The sequence below is a fragment of the Brevibacillus choshinensis genome (assembly GCF_001420695.1).
GTDB classification, from domain to species: domain Bacteria; phylum Bacillota; class Bacilli; order Brevibacillales; family Brevibacillaceae; genus Brevibacillus; species Brevibacillus choshinensis.
This window is the reverse complement of the sequence record NZ_LJJB01000007.1, coordinates 650,094-673,697: the sequence shown is the minus strand read 5'-3', so window position 1 is coordinate 673,697 and position 23,604 is coordinate 650,094. Positions and strand designations below refer to the sequence as shown.

Sequence of the window (23,604 nt, the reverse complement as noted above, 5' to 3'; positions counted from 1 at the left end):
ACGGGAGCCATGCCTAACCTATTTCAAGCCAAAAAACTTGCGCATTTTATGGAACACACCTGCTTTTTCTTCCAGTGGTTGCAGGGGTACTGCTTCGCCCAGTAGTCTGCGGGCAATATTGCGATACGCGATGGAAGCGCGAGACTCGTGATTCATCACGGCAGGCTCTCCCAGATTCGCTGATTTGATAACATGATCATCATCGGGTACGACACCGATCAAGTCAATGGCAAGCAGATCCAGAATGTCCTCGACATCCAGCATATCACCGTTTTTCACCATATGCGAGCGCACACGGTTGATGACCAGCTTGGGCATCCCGACTTTTTCGCGTTCCAATAGTCCGATAATCCTATCTGCATCTCGGACAGCTGCTTTTTCCGGGGTTGTTACGACAATAGCCTGATCAGCACCTGCCACGGCATTCCGGAAGCCTTGTTCGATCCCAGCTGGGCAGTCAATGATCACGTAATCATATTCGCGCTTCAACTGCGTAATGATCTCTTCCATTTGCTCGGGTGATACCGCAGACTTGTCCTTTGTCTGGGCAGCCGGCAAAAGCGACAGATTTTCAAAGCGTTTGTCCTTGATCAGCGCTTGAGGCAGACGGCATGCACCTTCTGCTACATCGACGAGATCGTAAATAATACGATTTTCCAGCCCCATCACGACGTCCAGATTGCGCAGCCCGATATCGGTATCTACCATGCATACCTTTTGTCCTAGCAACGCAAGAGCTGTACCTAAATTTGCGGAAGTGGTCGTCTTACCCACGCCGCCTTTACCAGAAGTTACGACAATTCCTATCCCCACGTCCGTTCCTCCTCTTCACTCAACCCTCAAGCCTTCTTATCTCCCAGTTCCGGACGAATCCGTGACAGGTAGTTCATTTTGGCTACCAGCATCGTGTCATTATCCAGATAGGCGAACTCGGTTCCACCTGAATGATTGGTCCACTCTTCCCCTGGTTTGCTGATTACGTCTGCAATCCGCAATTGGGTAGGACTCATGACCGCTGCAGCAATAATGACCTGACTATCACCGGCAATACCTGCATGGACGTAGCCGCGCAAGTGTCCCAGAACGTAGATATTACCCGTACTGCGAACGGTTCCTCCCGGGTTGACATCCCCCAAAAGGAGCAAGTCTCCGTCGTACTCTAGTACTTGACCGGAGCGAACCGTGTTCACAATGACGGAAAAATGGGTTTTAAGGCGCTCGGCAAAAGCTTCCTCCCGTGTAATCACATCCGCCTCAACGGTATGAATGACCAGATTCCCCTTCTGCCGAATAATTTGAGTCAACTGCTCCTGTTGCTCTGGTGAGCAGTATCGTTTTCCCAATTTAATCGATACCCGAATCAACGGCCCCGACAAAATCTGTTGATGGCTATGCTCTATTTTTTCACGCACATCGGCCAGCAGTTCGTCGAAGGAACAGGTATCATCCATGAAGAAGACGAGCCCCTCTTTTGTCCCTTTGATTGTGACCTTGCTTTTCACAGTCGTCACCTGTTTCACCTCGACCGATACCATTCGCCATGCAGAAAGTTTTTTCCTGCTCTACTTGAAAAATTTGCCGAATCGGGTCACATAACGCCGTCATACCATTTTTACTTGGGTGAGGATGAGGAAGTTGAAGTTGAAATTGAAGCTGGATGCAGGACGCCAGGATTAAATTCGTCGTAGGCCTCCAATAATCTTCGCGCGATTGGACCCGTCGCGTCCGAACTGGATGTTCCATCCCGCAAACTGTTTGGTGCTACGACTACAAATACGATTTGCGGATTCTCGTATGGGGCAAAGCCAACGACCAACGCATTCTCCGCGCGGCGTCCGGTCTGCGCCGTACCAGACTTTGCAGCCACATTATAAGGCAAACCTTTGAAGGCACGAGAGACGGTACCACCTGGTTGAGTAACGAGGTGCATCCCTTCTCTTACTACCTGGATGTATTTCGGATCAATGTTTACCCGGTTCAACACTTGTGGCTCAATGAGTGTCAGTGTTTGTCCTGGATTTTTCGGGTCGGTCGTCCCTCTGCGAATTTCTTTGACGAGATGCGGACGAATCCGGTAGCCACCGTTGGCAATGGTCGAGACATACTGTGCGATCTGCATCGGAGTAAACAGGTCGTATTGTCCGATCATGGCATCCGCCAAGTTACCGTAGTAGAGATTCGGGTTTTCCCAGCCTGTCTTTTCACCCGGCAGGTCAATCCCGGTTTTTACCCCGAGGCCAAACTGGGCGTTGTAGAAATCAAGTACGGAAAACTGCTTTTCCCAACCATGCGTACCCTTCTTCGCTAAACGGATGGCCATTTCGTACATGTACGTATTATTGGATACTTGCAAGGCGCGACGGGCGTTTACCGGCCCGTGTCCACCCGCTTTCCAGTTCCGTTTGTACGAGGTCCCCACATCCAGCCCACCTCGGTCATAGATGGTCTCATTCGGATTCGTCAAGCCTTCCTGCAGAGCAATCATGACGGACAGCGGTTTGTAAGTGGAAGCTGGCGGATACGGTGTATAAATGAAGCGATTGGATTCATTCGGCAGAATCACGGACGAGTACACCTTGTTAAATTCTTTACGGTCATAGTACAAGTTTAGGTTGTAATCCGGATAGCTCGCCATTGCCAGAACTTCACCCGTATTCGGATTCATCGCCAGTACGTGTGCATCTTTAAATTCTTTTGGTGTGGTAGGTCGTTTTTTATACGATTCTACCTCTTCTTTTAAAATGGCTTCGACCTTGCTCTGAAAACGCCAATCCATTGCTAGCACGAGATCGTTACCAGGCTCCGGCGCTTGACGCATGGTTTTTTCTACGGTTTCCGAGTTTTTGTTGACATGGACGTCCATGATGCCATCTTTTCCTCGCAAATACCGCTCGTAATAGCTCTCCAGGCCCGTTACCCCTACGCGGTCAATGGCGTTGTAGCCTTGAGCCTCGTATTCCTTGAGGCTTTCTGGTCGAATCGCGTTGATGTATCCAAGAAAGTGTGTACCAAATGCAGAACCGTCCGGATCAGGCATGATTTGCCGCACCGGCTCCAACTCCACGCTGATTCCAGGTAACTCCGTCCGTCTTTCTTCGATCTGGAACATCTCTTGCTGCGTAATGTTGACCTTCACCCGACGTGGAATGTAGCTTGCCATTTGCGGGGAACGCATTTCCTGCAAGAGAGACAGCTTGTGCCATTGGAACTGGCGCTGCTGATCAGTCAACGGTAATGGTACATCCAATTCAAACAGCGACGCATACCGAAGCAAATCCATATCCGACTTCTCCGAAAGCTGTGATGGCGTCGGCAGTAGTCGGATCTGCGCCTTCACTTCCTTAATCAGTTCATCCCGGTCTTCCTTGTCTAGCGTCAGACTGAACTGCAAGTTGGCGTTGATCGCCGTTTTCAACAGCTCCAAATCCGACAATCCATCCAGCGCCGTTGCATTGCCAGTCGTCTTCGTGCTCGCTTTCAGCTTGCCCAGGACACTCTCCCGTTCCTTTTCATCAAATGGTGAACGGACTCGCAAGCCTACGTACAAGGCCGTTTTCACCAGATTATAATCGGACATCGTGTCCACATTCTCCTGCTTCGGAACCAATTGCAGCTTCGGCGTGATTAACGACTTCAGCTCATTCGTTTTCTTGGAATCAAAAGCAACAGGTAAGGTGGACCGCAGCTCGATCGTCTTTTTCAGCAGTTCTTTGTCTGTTCCCATTTTCCCGTCATCGGGAACTAGGATCTTCGCCAGTCGATCCGCTACTTTTTCTTCATCGATATCCTGTCCTTGCTCTTCTACGTATTGCACCGTATAGACCGGTTTATTGGAGACAAGCACCGCTCCATTTTTATCGAGGATTCTTCCCCTCGGGGCGGAAATCGGCAGCTCACGAATACTGAATTTCTCCAGCTCATGACGGTACTGTTCTCCTTCTACCAACTGCACGAAGGCGAGACGCATAATAATAGCGGCAAAAAACAGGAACACGATCAAGAACAAAATGTTAAGCCGAATGGGTATATGCGATTTCGGTTCCTTCGACTCCTCCACGAGTTCTCCCCTCCTTCACGGACCTATTCCGCGCTCATATCTCGTTTTTTATCCTGAATCTTGTTACACATTCTCAAGATGGGAACATAGATCAGCAGGGCAAAAATGACGTTGAGTATGACGCTCGGTAAGATTTGTCGCGTAAGCATCCACTGTACGTCGTAGGGCGCAACGGAAAACAGCCGAAACATACTGTACAGCAGCCACTCATGTCCAAACAGAATGAGGGCGCTCGTCACGAATACCATCCCAAAGCCACGTTGGAACAAGAGAACGATCAGCCCTGCAAAATAGCTGGCGACCATCATGGATACGCTGTAAATACCTATGACCTGACCGTAGAGCACATCCTGCAGAAAACCAAAGGCGAGTCCGTAGTAAAGGCCCTCTCGTCTTCCTAAAAACATCGAGATCAGAATACAGCATACCAGCGCAAAGCGGGGTACTGTCATCCACGACAGACCCCATGTTGCTGTTGCAATCACCTGGACGACTGTTCCTTCTAGAACGAACAGGACCAGCACCGTGAGCGTTAAGAAAAAACGCGGCATTATTGGCCACCCCCAGTTGTCCCTGGTACCGATTTGGTCGAGGACGACTGAGTAGCATTGCCATTCGTCGGCGGTGTGGTTGTTTGACTTGTCGTTTGCTGAGGGATCAGCTCACCATTCGGGGAGATGGAAAAGTTTCTTTCCACGATCATGACCTCATTTAATTGGGAGAAGTCCGCACTCGGTTGGATGTAAGCCGTTTGTGTCAAACCGTAGTCGTCCGGCTCTACCCGTACAATGTAGCCAATTGGCAGGTTGCGTGGGACAACCCCACCTAACCCCGATGTAATGACTTGTTGCTTTGCTTCAATTTTCTGTCCCCAAGGAATTTTCCGCATGATGAGCAACCGCTCCTGTGGATCGTATTCCTCAACGACACCGCTCACAGGATGTACGGTCGTCTGACCATTTACGACCTGCGCCGTCTGAATGACTGCGGAAATATGATCGCGTCGCTCATAGCTGGTCAACAGTTCAACCGTCGATGAAAAATTGGCTACGCTCTGGACTCGACCGATCAAGCCTTTGGAAGTGATGACCGCCATATCCTTTTTGATTCCGTGCTTCAAGCCTTTGTCGATCGTGATGACGTTGTTCCACGTATCCGGATTGCGGGCCACGACTTCAGCAAAGCGCAATTGGTAGGACTTCAGCGTGTCTTTCGCTTGTAGTGCTTCACGCAACCGGGTGTTTTCCGCTTGCAGATCATGCAGCTCAGCAGTTAGACGTGCATATTGATCCAGTCCTGCCTTCAATGCCTTGTTTTCCTGATAGACGTTGTACGCATCGTCTACATCCTGAAAAAAGCCAGAAACAGCCTGGGCAGGGCGGTAAAAGAAGCCCTGCACCACGCTGAAAGTATCCTTGAAAAACATCTCTGGCCAGGTCAGTTTCACGCGTTCACGGGAAGTATAACCCACGACGGAAATGAGCAGAACCAGGCCTACGAGTACGATAATCAGCCGCTTGTTCCCAAAAAACGACATGCCCTACCCTCCGTTTATTTACCCCGTTTTTGTCGGGAAGAGGTGATGCCGTGCTTTGATTTGAACAAGTGAATGTTCTCCAATGCACGTCCTGTTCCGATAGCTACGCAGTCGAGTGCATTTTCTGCAACATGTACAGGCATACCTGTTTCCTTTGCGAGCAAGCGATCTAGATTTCGCAAGAGCGCCCCGCCGCCAGTCAGTACAATGCCCCGATCCATAATGTCTGCTGCCAGCTCCGGCGGACTTTTCTCTAAAGTAACTTTCACTGCTTCCACAATGGCCGCTACCGTTTCTGCCAACGCCTCGGCGATTTCCGAACTGCTCACTGACAGTGTTTTCGGCAGCCCCGTCACCAGATCGCGACCACGAATTTCAACGTTTTCAGGCTCTTCCGGTGCAATGGCAGAACCAATTTCCAACTTCAAGGTCTCAGATGTACGTTCCCCGATCATCAGGTTGTATCTGCGTTTGATGTATTGAATGATCGCTTCATCCATCTCATCACCAGCTACGCGGATCGAACGGGACGTAACAATACCACCCAAAGAGATGATCGCCACCTCAGTCGTTCCGCCGCCGATATCAACAACCATACTTCCTGTAGGTTCCCAAACAGGGAGGTCTGCACCAATCGCAGCTGCGAACGGCTCTTCAATCGTATGCGCTTCTTTTGCCCCTGCTTGTTTCGTAGCGTCTTCTACTGCGCGTTTTTCTACAGCGGTAATGCCCGATGGAACACAGACCATTACGTTTGGACGTCGGCTAAACAATCCTTGATTTTTTTGAGCCTGATTAATAAAGTAACGCATCATAGTCGCCGTCGTATCAAAGTCGGCAATAACGCCATCCTTCATTGGCCGAACAGCAACGATATTTCCTGGCGTACGGCCGATCATGCTTTTCGCCGCATTCCCTACAGCCTCGATGGAATTGTTGTTTGTACGGATCGCCACTACAGACGGCTCCCTCACAACGATTCCTTTTCCTTTTACAAAGACAAGTGTATTGGCAGTGCCTAGGTCAATCCCCAAGTCACGTGTGAATCCACCAAACATAAAAAAACTCCTTCCAATATTTACAGTCGCAAGCCAAATTGTTGTTCAGAAGTACCCCTGCTCTTTCAAGCTGACATACTTTCCATCCCCAATGATTACATGATCCAAAAGTGAGATCCCCACCAGCTCGCCCGCTTCTCTCAGCGTATGCGTGATCGCAATATCTTCCCGGCTGGGAGTTGGGTCGCCACTCGGATGATTATGTAGGCAAATCACCGATGCGCTACTACGACGGATCGCTTCCTTGAAAACCTCTCTGGGATGTACGATCGAGGAGTCCAAACTGCCTACAAAAATAGTCTGCTTGCCTATCACGTAGTTCTTGGTATTAAGGAAAAGACAGACAAAGTGTTCCTGCGTCAAATGAGCTAACTCAGGTATCATCAAATCAGCCACATCACGTGGTAATCGAATAGATGCACGACTCTGCCGCGGCACACCAGTGAGCCTTCTTCCCAGCTCAAACGCGGCATGCATTTCGATTGCCTTGACCTGACCAATTCCCTTTAGTTCGATTAACTCAGCATGAGAGGCTTGTGCCAACCCCCTCAGATCGTCAAACTTGGACAGCAATCGCTGAGCTAGTTCATATGCCGTCTCCTTCTCCGTGCCTGTCCGTAATATAATGGCTAGCAATTCCGTGTCAGACAGATGGACCGCTCCCACACGGAGCAGTCTTTCGCGTGGACGGTCATAGTAAGGGACGTTTTTAACCACGTTTTTGTTACAGGTATTTGTTGCCAAATAAACCGACCTCCAGCCATTCGCATTGATCGGTAACGGCTGGCCTCGGAGACAAACATGTGAAGTACTGCCGTTGCCGCTTGAAACCAAGCATTGCATGCCTTACAAGACAGTGATTCCAAAGCGGGAAAGCATGTTGGCCGTCAGACACAGAGGAAGACCTACCACGGTAAAATAATCTCCCGTGATACCTTCTACAATCGTCGCCCCAATCCCTTGGATGGCGTACGATCCTGCTTTATCCATCGGCTCGTGAGTTGCGATGTACGATTCGATTTCTGTTTGAGAGAGAGTCCGAATCCGAACCTGCGTATGACTATGCGAGACTTCCACTCGTCCACTAGCCGCATTGATTAGTGCCACACCACTGTAAACGGTGTGTTCGCGACCTTGCAGCATGGAAAGCATGTGGAACGCATCTGCCTCATCCGCAGGTTTGCCCAAAATTTGACCTTCCAAGACAACAATCGTATCCGATCCCAGGACTACCCCTTCTGTTAGAGTGGAGGCAACTACCTGTGCCTTTCGTACTGCCAGTTCTTCCACTACTTCTCTAGGGGACAAGCCTGGCGCAGTCGTCTCGTCCACGTCACTGGTCTGGACCGTAAACGGGATGCCCAAAGTATGCAGCAATTCCCGTCGACGTGGTGAGGATGAAGCTAGAACAAGAGCTGTTTTTGTTTTCATCATTTTTTTCAACCTACTTCATTCGTCGATGTATCCAAAAAGCGAGGGCAAGCCCTCCGACACTGGCTAGATTTAGTTTTACCTGAAAGTTCAGGTCGTACTTCAAAATTTCTAAATCTGCCGAAGGTGACCATGTGATTACTTTGCTCTTTGTGAGAAAAGGGACCCAGGGACTCAAAATCTCCCCGATAATGCTGCCACACAATAGTCCACTTACCAAAAGAAGCAAAAGTATAAGCGTTTCTTTCCCCATAACCTTCCCACTCCCTGTTTACAAGGGATTCTCTTTTTGCCATCAATAAGTGTAGCAAATGGAAGGTTGCGAAACAATCCCCGAATGCTCATGGTAGTTACTGTAAATAAAGAAAAGACTTCCTGCAAGAAAACTTGGCGGAAGTCTTTTAATCTGCTGATTATTCAGGTTTTTGAGCTTGCTGGACCCATGCAGCGTAATTCTCCAAATACCCTAAAATGCCAGCCTGTACTTGCCAGGCGTACGATTCTGCGCTCTGCGACTTCTTGCCTGCGTTGGCCTCAGCCATCTTATCGCGGGCATCCATCGCCTGATTGATTCCATTTACCATCCCGCTAAAGTACGGGGAGCCTCCTGCTTGTGACTGAACGAGACGGCTTTTCTCCAGAAATTGGCGGTGCTGTTCCTTCATGGCCGCTGCTTCTTCCTGAGAAAGAACCGGTTGCGCATTCGTGATGACTTGCCCTGAATGGGCGGATAATGTCTGAGCCAGCTTTACACCATTCGCAAAAAACGATTGTAAATCCGGTTGAGTGCTAGAAGACGCTACGGCATTCACCGCAACCGTACCCTGATAGGCCGGGAAGGAGAACTCTTTGACATAGACATCGACGCCTTTATTTTTCAGATTCGCAGCGAATCCGAGAACCGCGTCTCTCGTTGGCGCAGCAGCAGCGAACATATACTGTTTGGCACTGTCCTTGTACAGCAAATGAGGAATGCTAAGCTTATCAAGTGGCTCTGTCGCTGCTTGGGCTGAGGTGTCAGGCTGGAATACCCCGGCTTGTGCTACAAACATTTTCACTTCTGGCAGCTGTACATTGACCTTTGCCGGAGTCCCTGAAGTCGTCGCAGGCGAGTCTGCCACAGGACGATCCACCCCAGGTAGTACAGGTCCAGCAATGGCTGGCTGATTGGACACTTCAGACGGTCCTTGAGCCGTCAGTGTTTGCACCGTATCACCCAGGACATTGCGATACGATTGAGACAATTCTTTTTCCGAAAAGACGGTCAGGACAAGGAATCCAAACAGAAGACCGATGGCGATCGCTCCACCTGTCGAGACCACCGTACGCATAATAGGTCCCTTTGGCATCGTAGAAAAAAGTCGAGTAGCTGGTTTTTTGCTAAACACATTTTCCCCTAGGTCCACTTCCACATGCTCGGTTTCTTCCAAGCTGATGCCTGGCTCCCTGCTCGTCTCCCGCTCAGCCCTGCCCCGCATTTGAATCAATCGGTCCCAGGCTTCATTGCCATTTTGCACAAGCGGTTGTGTGGGAAACGGGATCGGCGTGCGCTTACGCGGTACCTTTTCATCTTTGACCGATTCTTTGCTCTTGGCATCATCCCGTTTCTCATCCCAAAACCTTCCGTTCATTTTGACCGTGACATTGTTACGTTTTTCTCCGCTCACAACCATGCCCCCCAGTAACAGGCTCTTTGTAATAGCTTACGTTGTCCACGGACAGGTTATGACTAAGACTAGCAATTCTATTATCTTGCATGACTCAGATAGAAGCATGATAGAGGAGCAGCCCAACGGTCACAAACGGAGCAAATGGAAGGGAGGACTGCCAACCAATCCGCTTGGCCAGCAGAAGAATTAGGGATACAAGCAAGATGAGCAAACAAGCACTCGTCAAGATCAAGACAAATGGACGCAGTCCGATGGCAAATCCGAGTAGGCCGAGAAGCTTTACATCTCCCATTCCAATACGATCTGGCCAAAACCAGGCTACAAGGCCAAATGCAGCAACGACTCCCACACCTTCTCCGAAATGAGCCATCCATAGCTCTTTGGGCCAAATCACGCAACCTATTCCTGCTACAAGCAGAAGGCCTGTTAAGAGGGCACGATTGGGAATCCGTCGGTACCTTACATCCGTCCATGAGACATAGATAAAAACAAAGATGAGTATCCAGGTCATCCCCATTTGCTGAGTCCTCCTAAGAAAAGCGTTACCTGCCTTCCTGCAACATTGTAACGATTCTCGCTCGTACAAAAAAAGCCGCCTGGGTGTGAGGAGGCTCCACCCGTTGACGGCACGAAATAACGTTTGATTTATGATTGCTGAGATGGATTCCAAGTCAGTAGCAACCCTGCGTGGACGAGTCCACCTCCAAAGCCGTACATCAATAGGGTATCGCCCTCTTTGACCGCTCCTTCGCGAATCCCTTTCGCTAGTGCAAGCGGGATGGTAGCGGCAGACGTGTTGCCGTAATACTCGAGACTGTAGAGTGTCTTCTCGATAGGAAAACCGCTCTTTTCACAAACTGATTCGATCATGCGCAAATTGGCGCTGTGCGGGATGAACCAATCGACTTCCTCTAGGCTTGTGTTTGCACGGCTAACGACTTCCTGCATTCCTTTCGGGATCGTAGTCGCCACCCATTTGTATACTTCTCTGCCGTTTTGCACGATGCACCCTTCACCCGAAAGCTCACGACCTGCCATCTCTTTGGACAAACCGGATCGATAAACGTGAATGCCTCCGTCTCCTTTAGCACCCAAATAAGCAGCACGAAAGCTCGGATGTGCCTCGTCCCGTTCCAACAGAACAGCCCCAGCTCCATCTCCAAACAGGATACAGGTAGTCCGGTCGGTGTAATCCGTCACTTTTGACAACGTTTCTGCCGCGACCACGAGAACTTTTCGATGAAGCCCTGAGCTGATCAATGAATTGGCCATATGCAAGGCGTAGGTAAAGCCCGCGCAGGTAGCCCCCAGATCAAGCGCTCCGGCCTGTTCGATGCCGAAGTGCGCCTGAATTTGACTAGCGACACTCGGAAACGGATAATCTGGCGTCGACGTGGCGACGAGTACCATATCCACATCGTTCAAAGACTTTTGATACGTTTGAACCATATTTTCGACAGCTGCGATAGAAAGATGGCTGGTGAACTGATTCGCCTCCGCAATACGCCTTTCATGAATACCCGTTCTTTGCAAAATCCACTCATTTGATGTATCCACCAATTTCTCCAGATCCGCGTTGGTCAGTACACGCTCTGGAACATACGTACCGATGGCGGTTATTCGTGCTTGTGAGTGCAAGCTCATGATCCATCACCTCTCTCCGAATTGTGATCTTATTATAACACTAACTATTAGTATCTGGTACTAATTTTTAAAAATAGGTGTTCCGTTATCCGATTTGCCAACAAAAAAAGGCATGAACCCGAATAGGTCCAAGCCTTTTTTCTCGAAAACAAAAACATTTATTTGCCGAACTTCTCTGCTAGCCAGAAAGCCGACTTCCAAATGTCGCCCGCTCCCATCGTCAGTACGAGGTCGCCTGGCTGCAAATCTTTGTACAGCTGTTCCTGCAATTGCTCTTTGGTCGGGATGTATTGCGCCCGCTCGTGACTGTTCACGCGAATCTTTTGCACGAGAACCTCAGACGTAACACCTTCGATCTTGGCTTCCCCTGCAGGTGAGTAAATATCCGTGATGATCACTTCATCTGCATCCGCAAAAGCACGACTAAACTCATCCATCAGGAAGTAAGTACGCGTATAACGCTGCGGCTGAAATACAGCGATAACCCGACGACCAGAAGCTTTTGCACCCTTTAAGGTGGCGATGATTTCAGTCGGATGGTGAGCGTAATCATCGACGACGAGAATGTCACGCGCTTCCCCGATAATTTGAAAACGACGCTTGGCTCCTCTAAAGGAAGTCAGAGCGGCAGCGACCTGTTCAAATGACAGACCCGCATCCAGACACACAATAATAGCCGCCAACGCATTGGCGATATTGTGCTTACCTGGAACCGTCAACGCCAGCTCTCCCAGCAGTTGATCGCGATGGTAGACCTGACATAGACTACGGCGATCTCCGCATTCGATAGAAAGTGCCCGGTAATCGGCCGAATCAAGAAACGGCTTTTCAATTGCATAGGTGACCACCTGTTCCGTAACGGTCGGAAGGACATCACGTACATGCTCGTCATCGATGCACAAGATGGCTTTGCCACCTGGCTTCAGATGACTCAGGAATTTTACGTACGCTTGTTTCAAATTATTGAAATCACCATCGAAATGCTCCAGGTGATCCGGTTCAATACTTGTCACGATCTCGTACATCGGTCGGTATTCGAGGAAGGAGCCATCGCTCTCATCCGCTTCGGCAATCACATAATCACTGCTGCCAGCCTTGGCGTTCGTCCCGGCATTCATCAGCTCACCGCCGATGATAAAGGTCGGGTCGACTCCACACTCCTCCAGAACATGAGAAATCATGGAGGTCGTCGTGGTCTTGCCGTGGGCCCCCGCGACTGCTACACCTGTCCGTTCATTCAGGATACGGGCAAGCATCTGTGAACGGTGCATCACGGGAATTCCTTTTTCCTCGGCTGCAATTACCTCCGGATTGTCTTTTGGAATGCTGGTGGAGTATACAATGATGTCTGCTCCCTCCACATGGCTAGCAGAATGGCCTATTTGTATGGCCGCCCCTCTTGCTTTCAGCTTCTTCGCCAAATCGTTCATGGCGACATCGGAACCGGTTACCTTGTATCCAAGGTCGATCAAGACGCGGGCAATAGCACTCATACCATATCCGCCTATGCCCACAAAGTGGACGTGTTGGGCCTGATCCACCCTATTCACCTGCCTCTTCTACTGTAGTGGGAAAGAATGCGCGCACTTGGGCGATGAAGTAGAGCGATCCACAGACGACTAGCCAGTCATCCGCCTTCGCTGATTGCTTCTCACGCATCCAAGAAAGGAGAAATGCTCGCCAGTCGGGGACGGTCTCCAGTTTATCCTCTTCCCATCCACCTGCGTGAAACGCTTCTTGTAAGGTTTCCGCTTCAGCTGCACGGGGAAAGTCAAACGTTGCCAAATGCAGGGAGTCAATCCGCGACTGTATCGGCTTTAGTGATTCCGCCATTTTTGAGAGCGGCTTATCCGCCAAGCCGGAAAACAGCAGATGCAAACGGGCACCCTCAGGCAACAGCCGATCCAGACTGTTTACGAGCGCCTCCATTCCTTCCTGGTTGTGTGCTCCATCCAAGATTACCAATGGTCTTGGGGAGACGATCTCTAGACGACCAGGCCAACGCGTTTGTTGCAAACCGCGAAACATTTCTTCTTCCTCTAGCAAGAAAGAGAAGTAGTTTCGTAATACGTCAATTGTCATAAGGGCAATCGATGCATTATCCGTTTGATGAATCCCGTTCATCGTCAGACGATAGCTTCCTTCATGGCGGCGAAGCATGCTGCGGTATCGAAATTGCTGTTCACCCAGCTGCTCCTCCACTTGCTCTCCAGAAAAGTCCGTACCCATCTGGTACAGCGTACTTCTGGTCTCGTTTGCTTTGTCCTGAAAAACAGCGAGCACCTCGGGACGACGCTCTCCAGTTACAACTGGAACACCTGGCTTGATAATCCCTGCTTTTTCTCTCGCGATATCAACGAGGTTGTCTCCCAGCACGTTCATATGATCGAAGCCGATGTTGGTAATGACCGAAACGAGCGGGATGACGACATTGGTAGAATCCAGACGTCCACCCAAGCCCGTTTCCCATACGACAACAGCCGGTACAGCCACTCTTGTGAAATAGAGAATAGCCATGAGCGTAATCACTTCAAACTCGGTCGGGGAACCAAAGTCCGTTTCATTTTCACAACGATCTACGAGCACTCGCACTTCATTCGCGAGCTGTAGCAGATCCTCCTCAGCGATCATGCTGCCGTTATACCGAATACGCTCTCGGAAATCGAGTAAATACGGCGAGGTAAATGTACCTACACTGTATCCTGCTTCCATGAGCATTTGGGTCAAAAACGCGCAGGTGGAGCCTTTTCCATTCGTGCCAGCTACGTGAATAAAAGGCACTCTACGCTCCGGATTACCTAGTTCTTTCAGTACCCACTGCATCCTCTCCAGCCCCGGCCTTTGGCCGAAGCGGAGAAGTCCATGCAGCCAGTCAAGCGCCTGCTTGTATTCCGCAAATCGTTCTTCTGCATGCATACTACCATGCTCCATTCTCAAAAATATGCATTGGTACGGCGGATCATTCGCTCTTCAGTTCAGCAAGTCGAGCAATCACTTTATCCCGCTTTTCCATGTAGTCCGCCATTTTGGCTCGTTCTTCTGCTACCACTTTTTCTGGGGCCTTCGCCATAAAGCCGGCATTGTACAATTTCTTTTCGATTCGTTCCACTTCATTGTGCAGCGTTGCCAGCTCTTTTTCCAGACGTTTGATTTCCTGATCGAGATCAATCAGGCCAGCCAGTGGCAAGAATAGCTCAGCACCCGTAATGATGGACGACATCGCTTTATCAGGCGTCGTCAGCTGCTGGCTGATTTCCAGACGCTCCGGATTGCAGAAGCGAGTGATGTAATCTTCACCGCGCGCGAGGCGTTCTTGAGCAAGAGCATCGCTTGGCTTGATCAAAAGCTCGATTTTCTTGGACATTGGTACATTCACTTCCGCACGGATGTTCCGTACGCTGCGAATGACCTCCATCAAGAGACTCATTTCCGCTTCGGCATCCGCAAAGATCCATTGCTCATTCGCGGTTGGCCATGCAGCTACAGTAATGCTCTCACCTTGGTGTGGCAGAGCCTGCCAAATTTCTTCCGTGATGAACGGCATGAATGGATGCAGCAAACGCAAGGTTTGATCAAGTACGGTAACGAGTACGGATTGAGTCGTCTTCTTCGCTGCCTCATCTGTTCCGTAGAGTGGCAGCTTCGCCATCTCGATGTACCAGTCGCACAGATCATCCCAGATGAAGTTGTAGAGAACACGCCCTACTTCGCCGAACTCAAATGCATCCGTCAAACGAGTCGCATCAGCGATAGTCGCTTGCAGACGGGAAAGAATCCATTTGTCAGGCGTGGAAAGCTCGCCGCTCAGGTCGATATCCTCATAACGGAAGCCTTCCAGATTCATCAACGCAAAGCGCGACGCGTTCCAGATCTTATTGGCGAAGTTGCGGTTGGCCTCTACTTTTTCCCAGTAAAAACGTTGGTCGTTTCCTGGAGAGTTGCCTGTCGCCAATGTATAGCGCAGTGCATCCGCACCGTACTTTTCAATTACTTCCATCGGATCGACACCATTTCCGAGCGACTTGGACATCTTGCGCCCTTCGGAGTCACGAATAATACCGTGAATCAGCACTGTTTCAAATGGATTTTTCCCGGTGAACTCCAAGCCGTTGAAAATCATGCGAGCAACCCAGAAGAAAATGATGTCGTATCCCGTTACGAGAACATTCGTCGGATAGAAATACTTCATGTCCTCGGAGTCTTCTGGCCAGCCCAATGTAGAAAACGGCCACAGACCCGATGAGAACCAGGTATCCAGAACGTCATTGTCTTGTTCCAGCTTGTGGCTGTGGCAGCTCGGGCACTCGCTCACATCATCGCGAGAAACGATCGTCTCGCCGCAATCCGAGCAATACCAAGCAGGAATGCGATGACCCCACCACAGCTGGCGGGAAATGCACCAGTCGCGAATGTTTTCGATCCAGCGCAGGTAGTTGTTTTTAAAGCGCTCCGGTACAAACTTGACGCTCTCTTCACTAGCCGCGTTGGCTAGCGATTCATCTGCGAGCGGCTGCATTTTAACGAACCATTGAGTAGATAGGTAAGGCTCTACTACTGCGTCGCTCCTCTCGCTGTGACCCACTTGATGAATGTGCTCTTCAACTTTGAACATCACGCCTTGTTCACTCAAGTCTTTGATGATCTGCTTGCGGCAAGCAAAACGATCCAGACCTTTGTAAATCCCAGCCTGTTCATTCATCGTACCTGTTTCGTCCATGACAACGATTTGTGGCAATTGATGGCGAAGTCCTAATTCAAAGTCGTTCGGATCGTGGGCTGGTGTGATTTTTACCGCTCCTGAACCAAACTCAGGATCTACGTAATCATCTGCTACAATCGGGATTTCACGTCCCACGATTGGCAAAATAACGGTTTTTCCAACCAAATGCTTGTAGCGCTCGTCCTCAGGATGGACAGCTACAGCTGTATCGCCCAGCATGGTTTCTGGACGTGTAGTCGCCACTTCGATATAACCGGTACCATCAGTCAAAGGATAGCGCATGTGGTGCAGTGCGCCCTTTACTTCTTTGTAAATAACCTCAATATCGGAGATGGCTGTGCGCGCAGCTGGGTCCCAGTTGATGATGCGGTTTCCGCGGTAAATCAGCCCTTTTTCGTATAGACGAACGAATACTTCACGAACGGCGCTGGACAATCCCTCATCCATCGTAAAGCGTTCACGGGAGTAATCAAGAGCAAGTCCCAGCTTCTCCCATTGCTCACGGATATGCGAAGCGTAAATATGCTTCCATTCCCACACCTTTTCCACGAACTTTTCACGTCCGAGGTCATGACGGGAAATGCCTTCTTCACGCAGAGTCGCTTCTACACGTGCCTGCGTCGCAATACCAGCATGGTCCATCCCCGGCAAGAACAGAGTGCTATATCCCTGCATCCGCTTGGTACGGGTAATGATGTCTTGCAGTGTCGTATCAAGCGCATGCCCCAAGTGAAGTTTACCAGTCACGTTTGGAGGGGGAATCACGATGGTGAACGGTCGTTTGTTTGGATCGCGTTCTGCCTTGAAAAATTGATTTTGAATCCAGTATGGATACCATTTGGACTCAGCTGCTTTTGGATCATAATTTTTTGGTAATAGCTGATCGATGTCTTGTGTTGGTTGAGATGACATGCGTGACTCCTCCTTTTACAAATAAAAAAAAACCCTTCATCCAAAGGACGAAAGGATATTTTCGCGGTACCACCTTTGTTAATACACATAGTCAACATAGACGATGTGTATTCCCTCAGACACGATAACGGTTGCGAACCGTTTCCAGCTGGACTTAATCCTCACCGGAACAACTCCTGGGCGACCTTCAGTCATTCGTCTCCTTAGAGAATCTCGCAGCTGGTGATTCTCCTCTCTGACAAGGGTTCCTGACTTACTCTTCCCAATCATAGTTGATTACATATGAAATTATCATAGACATTTCTACGTTATTATATACAATCAGTCGGTTTCGCGTCAAACCCAGTTTCGACAGCCTTTGCCACGGAGATACCCAGAGCCTCTGTAAAGCCAAGTACACTCAAGATATCCAAGATCTCTTCCCGTACATTCACTATTTCCACTTGCTTGCCTAATGCTAGCAGTTCTTTCGTGGTAAAAAACAGGCTGCCTATCCCCGATGAGTCAACAAAAGAGACGCCCTGGAAATCGACAGTAACGGATTCGTTGCGTCCTCCATATTGCTGGAGCAACTCCCCTACCCGGTCCCCCACAGCCATGTCCAGTTCCCCGTCAAAAAATAGCGTGGCTTGTCCATTTGTTTCTGTCGCCCGATAGTCCATGCACAAACTCCTCTCATAGATGTATAGGTACCCACCGTACTCCCATTTTTTAAAGTTACCCCTTTTCTCTCAATTACAAACATTCTCCGCATTTCTACGTATTCAGTGCGAAGGGGCAACGCACTCCAGAATGAGTTTGGTTCCCGCAAGAGAGCTTCCCAGGTACACCCGATCACAATATTGTAGCATGACGTGAAAACCTGCGCCCAGTGAATTTCGTGTGGAGTATCCCTGCAGTAGCGTGGCTCGCGGCAACTCTTCCAGCATAATTCCTTGGCCTTGATCGTGAATTACCGCTCTGCACATGCGCTGTTCGCTGGACACGTACACTGTGATCATCCCACCATCACCATGCTTTAACGTATTAGAAGCGGCTTCATTGACTGCAACCAGAAATTGCAAGATACGCTTGTCCGACAATCCTAGAGGTTCCAAAGCACGCTTGCACGCTCGTCGCAGCTCCGCGAGATGCTGTGGAGCGCGCAAATCCATGGCAAATGATTTGTGACCATTGCGCAAAAGAAAAAACAGCTCCTCGTCATTTAGCAGTAGCAGTTTGTTATGTGTGACCACACTAAGAATGTCCCTGTATATTTCCCATTCTCTTCGCTGCCGTCGCCGCTCTTCCGCAATCGCCTCGGTCACATCGATCAGCGCAATCCCGCACGTCTGATCCGGCAAGGGGGAAGCGTACATTTCAAACAATTTTCGTCCATCTCTGGACACCAATTGTTCTCGATATGAATCCGTGGAGCTCCTGCCATCCGTAATCAGGCGATGCATCTCTTGTTCGATGTCCTGCTCAGCCCGTGCAGTACCTAGCGGACGGAGCTTGCCTTCATCAAACAAATAGAGAAAGATAGTGCCGATCTGCCGTAATATGGACAGCTTTTGCAGCTCCTGCTTGATTAGGCGCCCACGCTCATCATCTCTTTTTTTCAGATCCACTAGTAGTTCGGAAGGATCGAGCTCGCCGCTCATATGCCAGTTGTGGAACTCCTCGAGCAAGAGACGCTCAAGCACCTCATTTCGCCGCAACACTTTTTCAATATCAATGACGTAGTACGGGACGCCATCAATCCCGTGCAGCCCGCTCCCGATGATCCGAAAATCGCCGGCGAGTTCAACCTCCAGACGCCCGTGCAATGGTTTTTCATGACTAAACAGTCCGATGGCCGTACGGCTGACTGTGACAAGTTGTGCCTGGCATACCTCCGAAGTCGAAAGGTTGATAATTCGGACTGGCCGTGGAGGTAATACCTTTTGAGCCGAACCTCCAGAACGAAGCTCGGTCAGGCAATTATGGCAAGCGGGATTGTCAGGACAACCCTCACACAAAATCACATGTCATCCTCCTTTCGTAACGCGAACCCTACAGACTAGCAGGTGGTGCCGTGACAGCATCTATTTCCGGAAACGGCTTTTCCGAAGTCGATTGAAATTGCAAGATCAGCACAGACATATCGTCCGTCTGTTGTCCTTCACGAGTCATTTCCCATATGTATGATTCCACGCCATCCATTGCATTCTCACTTTCTCTCTCATGCTTGTCCATAAGCAAGGAAAGGTCTTGGAGCCACGTGTGGATGCAACGAAGCGCTTTTTTTCTCCCAGATTCCACAAAGCCATCTGTATATAAAAGTAGGAAGCCCTCTTCTTTTAATGGTACTTTCTCGACTTTGTAAGTGCTATCAGCCAAAAGCCCTAGACCGACCCCACCCACACATGGAAGCACCATTTTTTGAGTCGCAGACAGGTAGAGCGGCCGCGGATGTCCAGCACGACTCAGCAATAGAGCGTGCTCTTCTGCGTCGTACAAGGCGACGAGCATCGTTACATATGACCTTGTTTTGGACAGGTCATCGTAAAGCAACTGATTGAGTCTGGTCAAAACTTCGTCAGGAGACCAGCTTTTTTGCAAGACAGCTCGAACCGCTGTACGAATCCCTGATGCTAGCAGACTTGCAGGCAAACCATGACCAGATACGTCAGCGACAATGAAACAAGTATAGCGTTCATTGACGCGAATGTAATCAATATAATCTCCTCCAACATAGGTAAAAGGTGCATAGACGGCTCGAGCGCATAGCCCTGCTAGTGTCAGCTGTTCTTTAGGGACAAGCATGGATTGGATGCGTCGGGCCAGTTCCATTTCCGATTCCATAAAGCGTAGCTCCAAAGCCTGGTGCTGATGTAAACACCGCTGTGCAAGGCCGCGCACATTGACTAACAGTAATTGAAAGAGGGATTGTTCCAACTCTTTTTGCTGGCTGTCCTCGGCACCGGTATATGCCTCAAGCCTTACAAATCGAGGAGCCAGGGCAGAATCCATGTCCTCATGAACAACGATCTGCCCGGATACCGGATGCAGCTCAGAGAAATCATTTCTCTCCCCTTTCTCTGCCTGAAAATAGACGATATGATTTTGCGACTCCAGAGAGAGTCTCAAATAGACGAGGGAATCGATCTTGGAATACCACGTCTCTACCAACTCTTCGATCACCTGCTGAAGTGTTTCATAGGACACTTCCCGCAAGCTTTGTTCATTGCTTGCAATGAGCAAACGCTCGTAGTTTTGCTTGAGCGTAAGCACCTGTCTGAGCTGCTCGTTCGATTCTCTCGTCAATGCCAATTGTTCTTCAAATTGTTGTTCGAGTCTGGCAGCAGAATAAAACGTCTCATTCACCAGTGAGCGATTGTCGCGAATGGTGAAATACACACGGATACAGCCAAACAAGATCGCGATCCACAAGCCGATCCGACCATAAGAAGGAATCTCAGGAGCGCCGAACAGGATGGCAGCACATAGCATCAGCATGACTTGTACCATGATGATATCCCTTTTGCCAAACGTCAGCTTATGAAAAAGATAGCGATATTCAGGCTGGTTGTTTTGGAGTAGCTTCTGATCTTCCAATCCACGATGCGCTCCCACCAACAAGGCAAGGGAGGTCACTCCCAGCGCAACCATAACGGGTGTGGGAATAAACGGCTGCAGCATCGAATACCCCGCAAACAAAATGGTTGTCATCACCAACATGCCCCGTCTTATACGCACTTCTGATTGTGGACCCGAAGCCTGCCAATTTTCTACGATGAGTGTGATGGCGGGAATCATCAGGAACACACCACCCTGTACGGGAATCATGTACGGGATATGCGCCTTGGTGTTCGGGGCGTACGCCATTTCGTGCAGCACGACCATGGTTATAAAAGTCGCAATCAACATGACGCTGTCAAATGCGGTTTTCCATGAAGCATAAGCCAATGTGGAGTGTTGAAGCGCATGCAGTGACAATAGGAAGAAAGCATACGTGAATATATAGGATGTCAGACATATTTTTTGTAGACCCAATAAGGGATACAGCGTAAGAAGGTTCCCCACGCCCCACGTGATCAGGCCCAGACCTTGCAAGAATGAAACATTATACCAATGCTTTACGGATGAGAGGATGTGCGAGCACTTTACGATAAACACACCTGCACAACATCCCAACACATAAAGCAAGGCTTCCCATATCATGTCGATCACCTTTACGAGTGCGTCCTTTTCGTTCCTGACCATTTACGTTCCCTTTTGCTATCCTGTTTAAACCTTGTGTCTCCTCCTCCCATTCTCGATCCTGTTTTTTCTTCTTGTCCTCTTTTGCCTACCTAGCACTGTCCCACCATTTGACGCATATGCTGGAATGAGGTGATATTGATGAATTTTCGTTGGAAGTACAATCCCACCTATTTGCGAATCAAGTATGGATTTAAACAGGTGCTCATTCCGCTCATTGTCTTTCAATTCGTTCGTACCATCATCTTTCCTACATCCTTTGATGTGGTCATTCTCGGAATTTTGGCCTTCATATACGTAGCAATCTCTCTCGAATGGTGTTGAAAAAGAAAAACAACGCCCCACGCGGTGAGACGCTGCTCGCTAAAAAGCTTGTTGGACCCAACGATGCAGCCGCATCAGACGGTCCATATCTTTTTCTAGCCGTTTGACCGCATACAGTTCACTCCACTCTTTGCGGCCATTGTAATAAATGTCCACATCTCGCATGATTCGTTCGGGATAGGAGAGAAACGCAGCCAATAGCTCAATCTCTTCCGGTCGCAACGGAAAAACTCCAGCGTAATGATGGAATAGCTGAGAGGCTCCTGTCTCGTCTCCGGCCATCTGAAAATACATCCGATAAAACAAGGTCAGATCACGGATCGGCGTATCAAAGGTGGCACGGTCAAAGTTGAGCAGCTTCCCTTTACCAAAGCGATCCAAGATGATGTGGGCAGGATGAGGCGATCCGTGGATCAGGGCCAGTCGAAAATGAGCGTGTGTCTCATGCCGCTCACGCCAGTCCTGCAAAAGGTCCGTAGCCGTCTTGGCCATTTCGTTGATAAACGCACGATTCGCGAGAAAAACCAAATCAAATGGCGACTGGTAAGGGCGTTCACTGGCGAGCTGCGCGGCTTTTTCCATTTGCTTACGCCAATAATGCCAACGGTTCAGCAAGGAATCGATCAAAGGCTCCACTTGCCTTGGGTCGTCAAAGCGGTAGTTTTGCGTCAAATGATGCAGCTCAGCCAATCGCTCCAAGGTAGGCTTCGCCCATGCCAGCGGTTGGTCTTCCCCCGGTTCGCTGTTTGGTTGCCAGGAGGTCAAATAGTACGTAGCGTCTTGATACTGCACAAATGGGTCGTCATACTTTGTGTGCATAAAAGGGACAGCCCCATCCCAACCTCGCTGCTTTAATTGGAGCAACACTTCACTGACAAACTGCAGGCGTTGCCCAGGAGCCTGTGTTCGTTTGCAGACGTATGAGCCATACGGAGTGATCGCCTTGAAGACGTTTGGCTCCTTCAGGACATCGATGTTCTGCGCAAACATGTCATACTCCTGAAACAACGGAAAAATGTCTTCAAAGCGGCTCATGGACTTCCTCACTCCTTGGTCGCTCGGCCCGATCGGCGATGTGCCGCAGAAGCGCGTCGATGGATTGCTGACTGTTTAGGGCCTGCTCAATCCCTGCTATCGGCACATCCTCATTGACCGAAACGCGTTTTACGTAAGACTCGACACTTTTCCATATCTCCCGAGGTCGTGCCATAAATGCAAGCAGCAATGTGTAATCACCGTAGCTGAGAGGTTTTACTTCCTCATAACCATCCAGAAAAGAATCAATCTCTCGTAAGTCTTGATTCTTCAGATAAATGTCCCGTAAATAACTCGCGACATCTCGCTGTTGAACGGAAAGAACGGGTCGAAAAAAACCTCGCAAGTACAGCTTTCCACCTACCATCCCCCAGTTATCGCGAAAAAGGTCCCGGTGAGAAACGCCGATGGTATCTGCCGTGATGCTGTCGTTGCTGAGCATGGTTGTCGAGCGTTCCATCCTCTGCAGCATAGGTTCCATCAGGCTCCCTACCCAGCGCTTCTCCCCTTTTTCCTTCCTGAACTTGGAGCGGTACGATTCGACCAGAGCCTTGGCACGCGTCCACTCTGTTTCAGACTTCAACTGCTCTTGCTGCAGATAATCGACTCCAGCCAGTAAATTACTTTCTTGTTGTGACTGATGCATCATGGCGACGACACGACCACATTGGAAGGTCGTGTCCATTTGAGGCTGGTACGTCGCCACATTCCTCAGATGATCCGTCATCGTGACTCCCTGTTTGCCCACGATGACAAACGGCTTGGAGTCGCGCGTGCGAATAAATCGCTCTAGCTCGCGAAACCCCAGACGCGCCAGTCGTTCGCGCCATGCAAACGACCAGCGCATCACATCGACACGCGGCCAAACGTGAAGTTCTTTGGGGCCCCGGTTTGTCTCCAGCAAATAGCAATCGTCGAGAGGCGTGACACGGATCACGCGCGCGCGATAGTTTTGACAAACCTCGGAAAGATCAATCTTGTCCACGGTCCCC

Annotated in this window: 21 protein-coding genes and 1 other annotated feature; of the genes, 1 reads left to right on the top strand and 20 read right to left on the bottom strand. The window is 49.7% G+C overall.

The window, feature by feature from the left end:
- Positions 1-18: 18 nt before the first annotated feature.
- The 18 genes from minD to AN963_RS03070 all read right to left on the bottom strand — a co-directional run bounded on the left by minD (position 19) and on the right by AN963_RS03070 (position 21,256).
- Positions 19-813 carry a septum site-determining protein MinD gene (minD, locus tag AN963_RS03155; RefSeq protein ID WP_055743104.1) on the bottom strand — a complete coding sequence of 265 codons (795 nt, stop codon included), beginning with the start codon at positions 811-813 and terminating at the stop codon, positions 19-21.
- 26 nt (positions 814-839) lie between these two features.
- A complete protein-coding gene (gene minC, locus AN963_RS03150) occupies positions 840-1,511 on the bottom strand; it encodes a septum site-determining protein MinC (RefSeq protein ID WP_055744428.1) in 672 nt (223 codons plus the stop codon).
- Between the two features lie 101 nt (positions 1,512-1,612).
- Positions 1,613-4,057, bottom strand: a complete 2,445-nt coding sequence (locus AN963_RS03145; RefSeq protein ID WP_055743103.1) for a peptidoglycan D,D-transpeptidase FtsI family protein — start codon at positions 4,055-4,057, stop codon at positions 1,613-1,615.
- 23 nt (positions 4,058-4,080) lie between these two features.
- Positions 4,081-4,608: a rod shape-determining protein MreD gene (mreD, locus tag AN963_RS03140; protein ID WP_055743102.1), complete on the bottom strand. Its 528-nt coding sequence runs from the start codon at positions 4,606-4,608 to the stop codon at positions 4,081-4,083.
- Positions 4,608-5,594, bottom strand: coding sequence for a rod shape-determining protein MreC (gene mreC / locus AN963_RS03135; protein WP_055743101.1), 987 nt, complete (start codon positions 5,592-5,594; stop codon positions 4,608-4,610). The genes mreD and mreC overlap by 1 nt, the downstream gene beginning before the upstream one ends.
- A 14-nt stretch (positions 5,595-5,608) precedes the next feature.
- Entirely contained in the window at positions 5,609-6,652 is a 1,044-nt protein-coding gene (locus AN963_RS03130) for a rod shape-determining protein (protein ID WP_055743100.1), read from the bottom strand.
- Positions 6,653-6,697: 45 nt separating this feature from the next.
- Positions 6,698-7,396, bottom strand: coding sequence for a RadC family protein (gene radC, locus AN963_RS03125; RefSeq protein WP_055743099.1), 699 nt, complete (start codon positions 7,394-7,396; stop codon positions 6,698-6,700).
- A gap of 102 nt (positions 7,397-7,498) precedes the next feature.
- Positions 7,499-8,083 (bottom strand): Maf family protein, encoded by a 585-nt coding sequence (locus tag AN963_RS03120; protein ID WP_055744427.1) that lies wholly within the window; start codon positions 8,081-8,083, stop codon positions 7,499-7,501.
- A 13-nt stretch (positions 8,084-8,096) separates the two neighbouring features.
- Positions 8,097-8,336: a DUF4321 domain-containing protein gene (locus AN963_RS03115; protein WP_055743098.1), complete on the bottom strand. Its 240-nt coding sequence runs from the start codon at positions 8,334-8,336 to the stop codon at positions 8,097-8,099.
- Positions 8,337-8,496: 160 nt separating this feature from the next.
- Positions 8,497-9,756 carry a hypothetical protein gene (locus tag AN963_RS03110; RefSeq protein ID WP_236707863.1) on the bottom strand — a complete coding sequence of 420 codons (1,260 nt, stop codon included), beginning with the start codon at positions 9,754-9,756 and terminating at the stop codon, positions 8,497-8,499.
- An 88-nt stretch (positions 9,757-9,844) separates the two neighbouring features.
- Complete coding sequence (locus AN963_RS03105) at positions 9,845-10,270, bottom strand: prepilin peptidase (RefSeq protein ID WP_055743096.1); 426 nt, start codon at positions 10,268-10,270, stop codon at positions 9,845-9,847.
- A gap of 128 nt (positions 10,271-10,398) precedes the next feature.
- The gene (locus tag AN963_RS03100; RefSeq protein ID WP_201783697.1) at positions 10,399-11,397 is read right to left on the bottom strand and encodes a ketoacyl-ACP synthase III; all 999 of its coding nucleotides are present in this window, start codon (positions 11,395-11,397) and stop codon (positions 10,399-10,401) included.
- Between the two features lie 158 nt (positions 11,398-11,555).
- Entirely contained in the window at positions 11,556-12,938 is a 1,383-nt protein-coding gene (gene murC, locus AN963_RS03095) for a UDP-N-acetylmuramate--L-alanine ligase (RefSeq protein WP_055743094.1), read from the bottom strand.
- Position 12,939: 1 nt separating this feature from the next.
- Positions 12,940-14,313 carry a bifunctional folylpolyglutamate synthase/dihydrofolate synthase gene (locus AN963_RS03090; protein WP_055743093.1) on the bottom strand — a complete coding sequence of 458 codons (1,374 nt, stop codon included), beginning with the start codon at positions 14,311-14,313 and terminating at the stop codon, positions 12,940-12,942.
- 43 nt (positions 14,314-14,356) lie between these two features.
- Positions 14,357-17,029: a valine--tRNA ligase gene (locus AN963_RS03085; RefSeq protein WP_055743092.1), complete on the bottom strand. Its 2,673-nt coding sequence runs from the start codon at positions 17,027-17,029 to the stop codon at positions 14,357-14,359.
- Between the two features lie 40 nt (positions 17,030-17,069).
- Positions 17,070-17,308: a binding site (T-box leader), on the bottom strand.
- Between the two features lie 32 nt (positions 17,309-17,340).
- Positions 17,341-17,691 (bottom strand): STAS domain-containing protein, encoded by a 351-nt coding sequence (locus tag AN963_RS03080; RefSeq protein ID WP_055743091.1) that lies wholly within the window; start codon positions 17,689-17,691, stop codon positions 17,341-17,343.
- 102 nt (positions 17,692-17,793) lie between these two features.
- Entirely contained in the window at positions 17,794-19,035 is a 1,242-nt protein-coding gene (locus AN963_RS03075) for an ATP-binding protein (protein ID WP_055743090.1), read from the bottom strand.
- A gap of 28 nt (positions 19,036-19,063) precedes the next feature.
- Entirely contained in the window at positions 19,064-21,256 is a 2,193-nt protein-coding gene (locus AN963_RS03070; RefSeq protein ID WP_236707862.1) for a PP2C family protein-serine/threonine phosphatase, read from the bottom strand.
- A 138-nt stretch (positions 21,257-21,394) separates the two neighbouring features.
- Between AN963_RS03070 and AN963_RS03065 the strand changes: the two genes are divergently transcribed.
- Positions 21,395-21,577: a hypothetical protein gene (locus AN963_RS03065; protein WP_055743089.1), complete on the top strand. Its 183-nt coding sequence runs from the start codon at positions 21,395-21,397 to the stop codon at positions 21,575-21,577.
- A gap of 39 nt (positions 21,578-21,616) precedes the next feature.
- Here the strand turns inward: AN963_RS03065 and AN963_RS03060 are convergent, their stop codons facing one another.
- Together AN963_RS03060 and AN963_RS03055 are read right to left on the bottom strand one after the other, a co-directional pair.
- Positions 21,617-22,612 (bottom strand): phosphotransferase, encoded by a 996-nt coding sequence (locus AN963_RS03060; RefSeq protein WP_055743088.1) that lies wholly within the window; start codon positions 22,610-22,612, stop codon positions 21,617-21,619.
- Positions 22,599-23,597, bottom strand: a complete 999-nt coding sequence (locus AN963_RS03055) for a hypothetical protein (RefSeq protein ID WP_055743087.1) — start codon at positions 23,595-23,597, stop codon at positions 22,599-22,601. Before AN963_RS03055 ends, AN963_RS03060 begins: the two co-directional genes overlap by 14 nt.
- Positions 23,598-23,604 lie beyond the last annotated feature (7 nt).

Coding starts and splice junctions, on each gene's coding strand:
- mreD (WP_055743102.1), bottom strand. CDS start 4,608: ATGCCGCGTTTTTTCTTAACGCTCACGGTGCTGGTCCTGTTCGTTCTA.
- mreC (WP_055743101.1), bottom strand. CDS start 5,594: ATGTCGTTTTTTGGGAACAAGCGGCTGATTATCGTACTCGTAGGCCTG.
- AN963_RS03130 (WP_055743100.1), bottom strand. CDS start 6,652: ATGTTTGGTGGATTCACACGTGACTTGGGGATTGACCTAGGCACTGCC.
- AN963_RS03120 (WP_055744427.1), bottom strand. CDS start 8,083: ATGAAAACAAAAACAGCTCTTGTTCTAGCTTCATCCTCACCACGTCGA.
- AN963_RS03115 (WP_055743098.1), bottom strand. CDS start 8,336: ATGGGGAAAGAAACGCTTATACTTTTGCTTCTTTTGGTAAGTGGACTA.
- AN963_RS03110 (WP_236707863.1), bottom strand. CDS start 9,756: ATGGTTGTGAGCGGAGAAAAACGTAACAATGTCACGGTCAAAATGAAC.
- AN963_RS03105 (WP_055743096.1), bottom strand. CDS start 10,270: ATGGGGATGACCTGGATACTCATCTTTGTTTTTATCTATGTCTCATGG.
- AN963_RS03100 (WP_201783697.1), bottom strand. CDS start 11,397: ATGAGCTTGCACTCACAAGCACGAATAACCGCCATCGGTACGTATGTT.
- AN963_RS03090 (WP_055743093.1), bottom strand. CDS start 14,313: ATGCATGCAGAAGAACGATTTGCGGAATACAAGCAGGCGCTTGACTGG.
- AN963_RS03085 (WP_055743092.1), bottom strand. CDS start 17,029: ATGTCATCTCAACCAACACAAGACATCGATCAGCTATTACCAAAAAAT.
- AN963_RS03080 (WP_055743091.1), bottom strand. CDS start 17,691: ATGGACTATCGGGCGACAGAAACAAATGGACAAGCCACGCTATTTTTT.
- AN963_RS03070 (WP_236707862.1), bottom strand. CDS start 21,256: ATGGTCAGGAACGAAAAGGACGCACTCGTAAAGGTGATCGACATGATA.
- AN963_RS03065 (WP_055743089.1), top strand. CDS start 21,395: ATGAATTTTCGTTGGAAGTACAATCCCACCTATTTGCGAATCAAGTAT.
- AN963_RS03060 (WP_055743088.1), bottom strand. CDS start 22,612: ATGAGCCGCTTTGAAGACATTTTTCCGTTGTTTCAGGAGTATGACATG.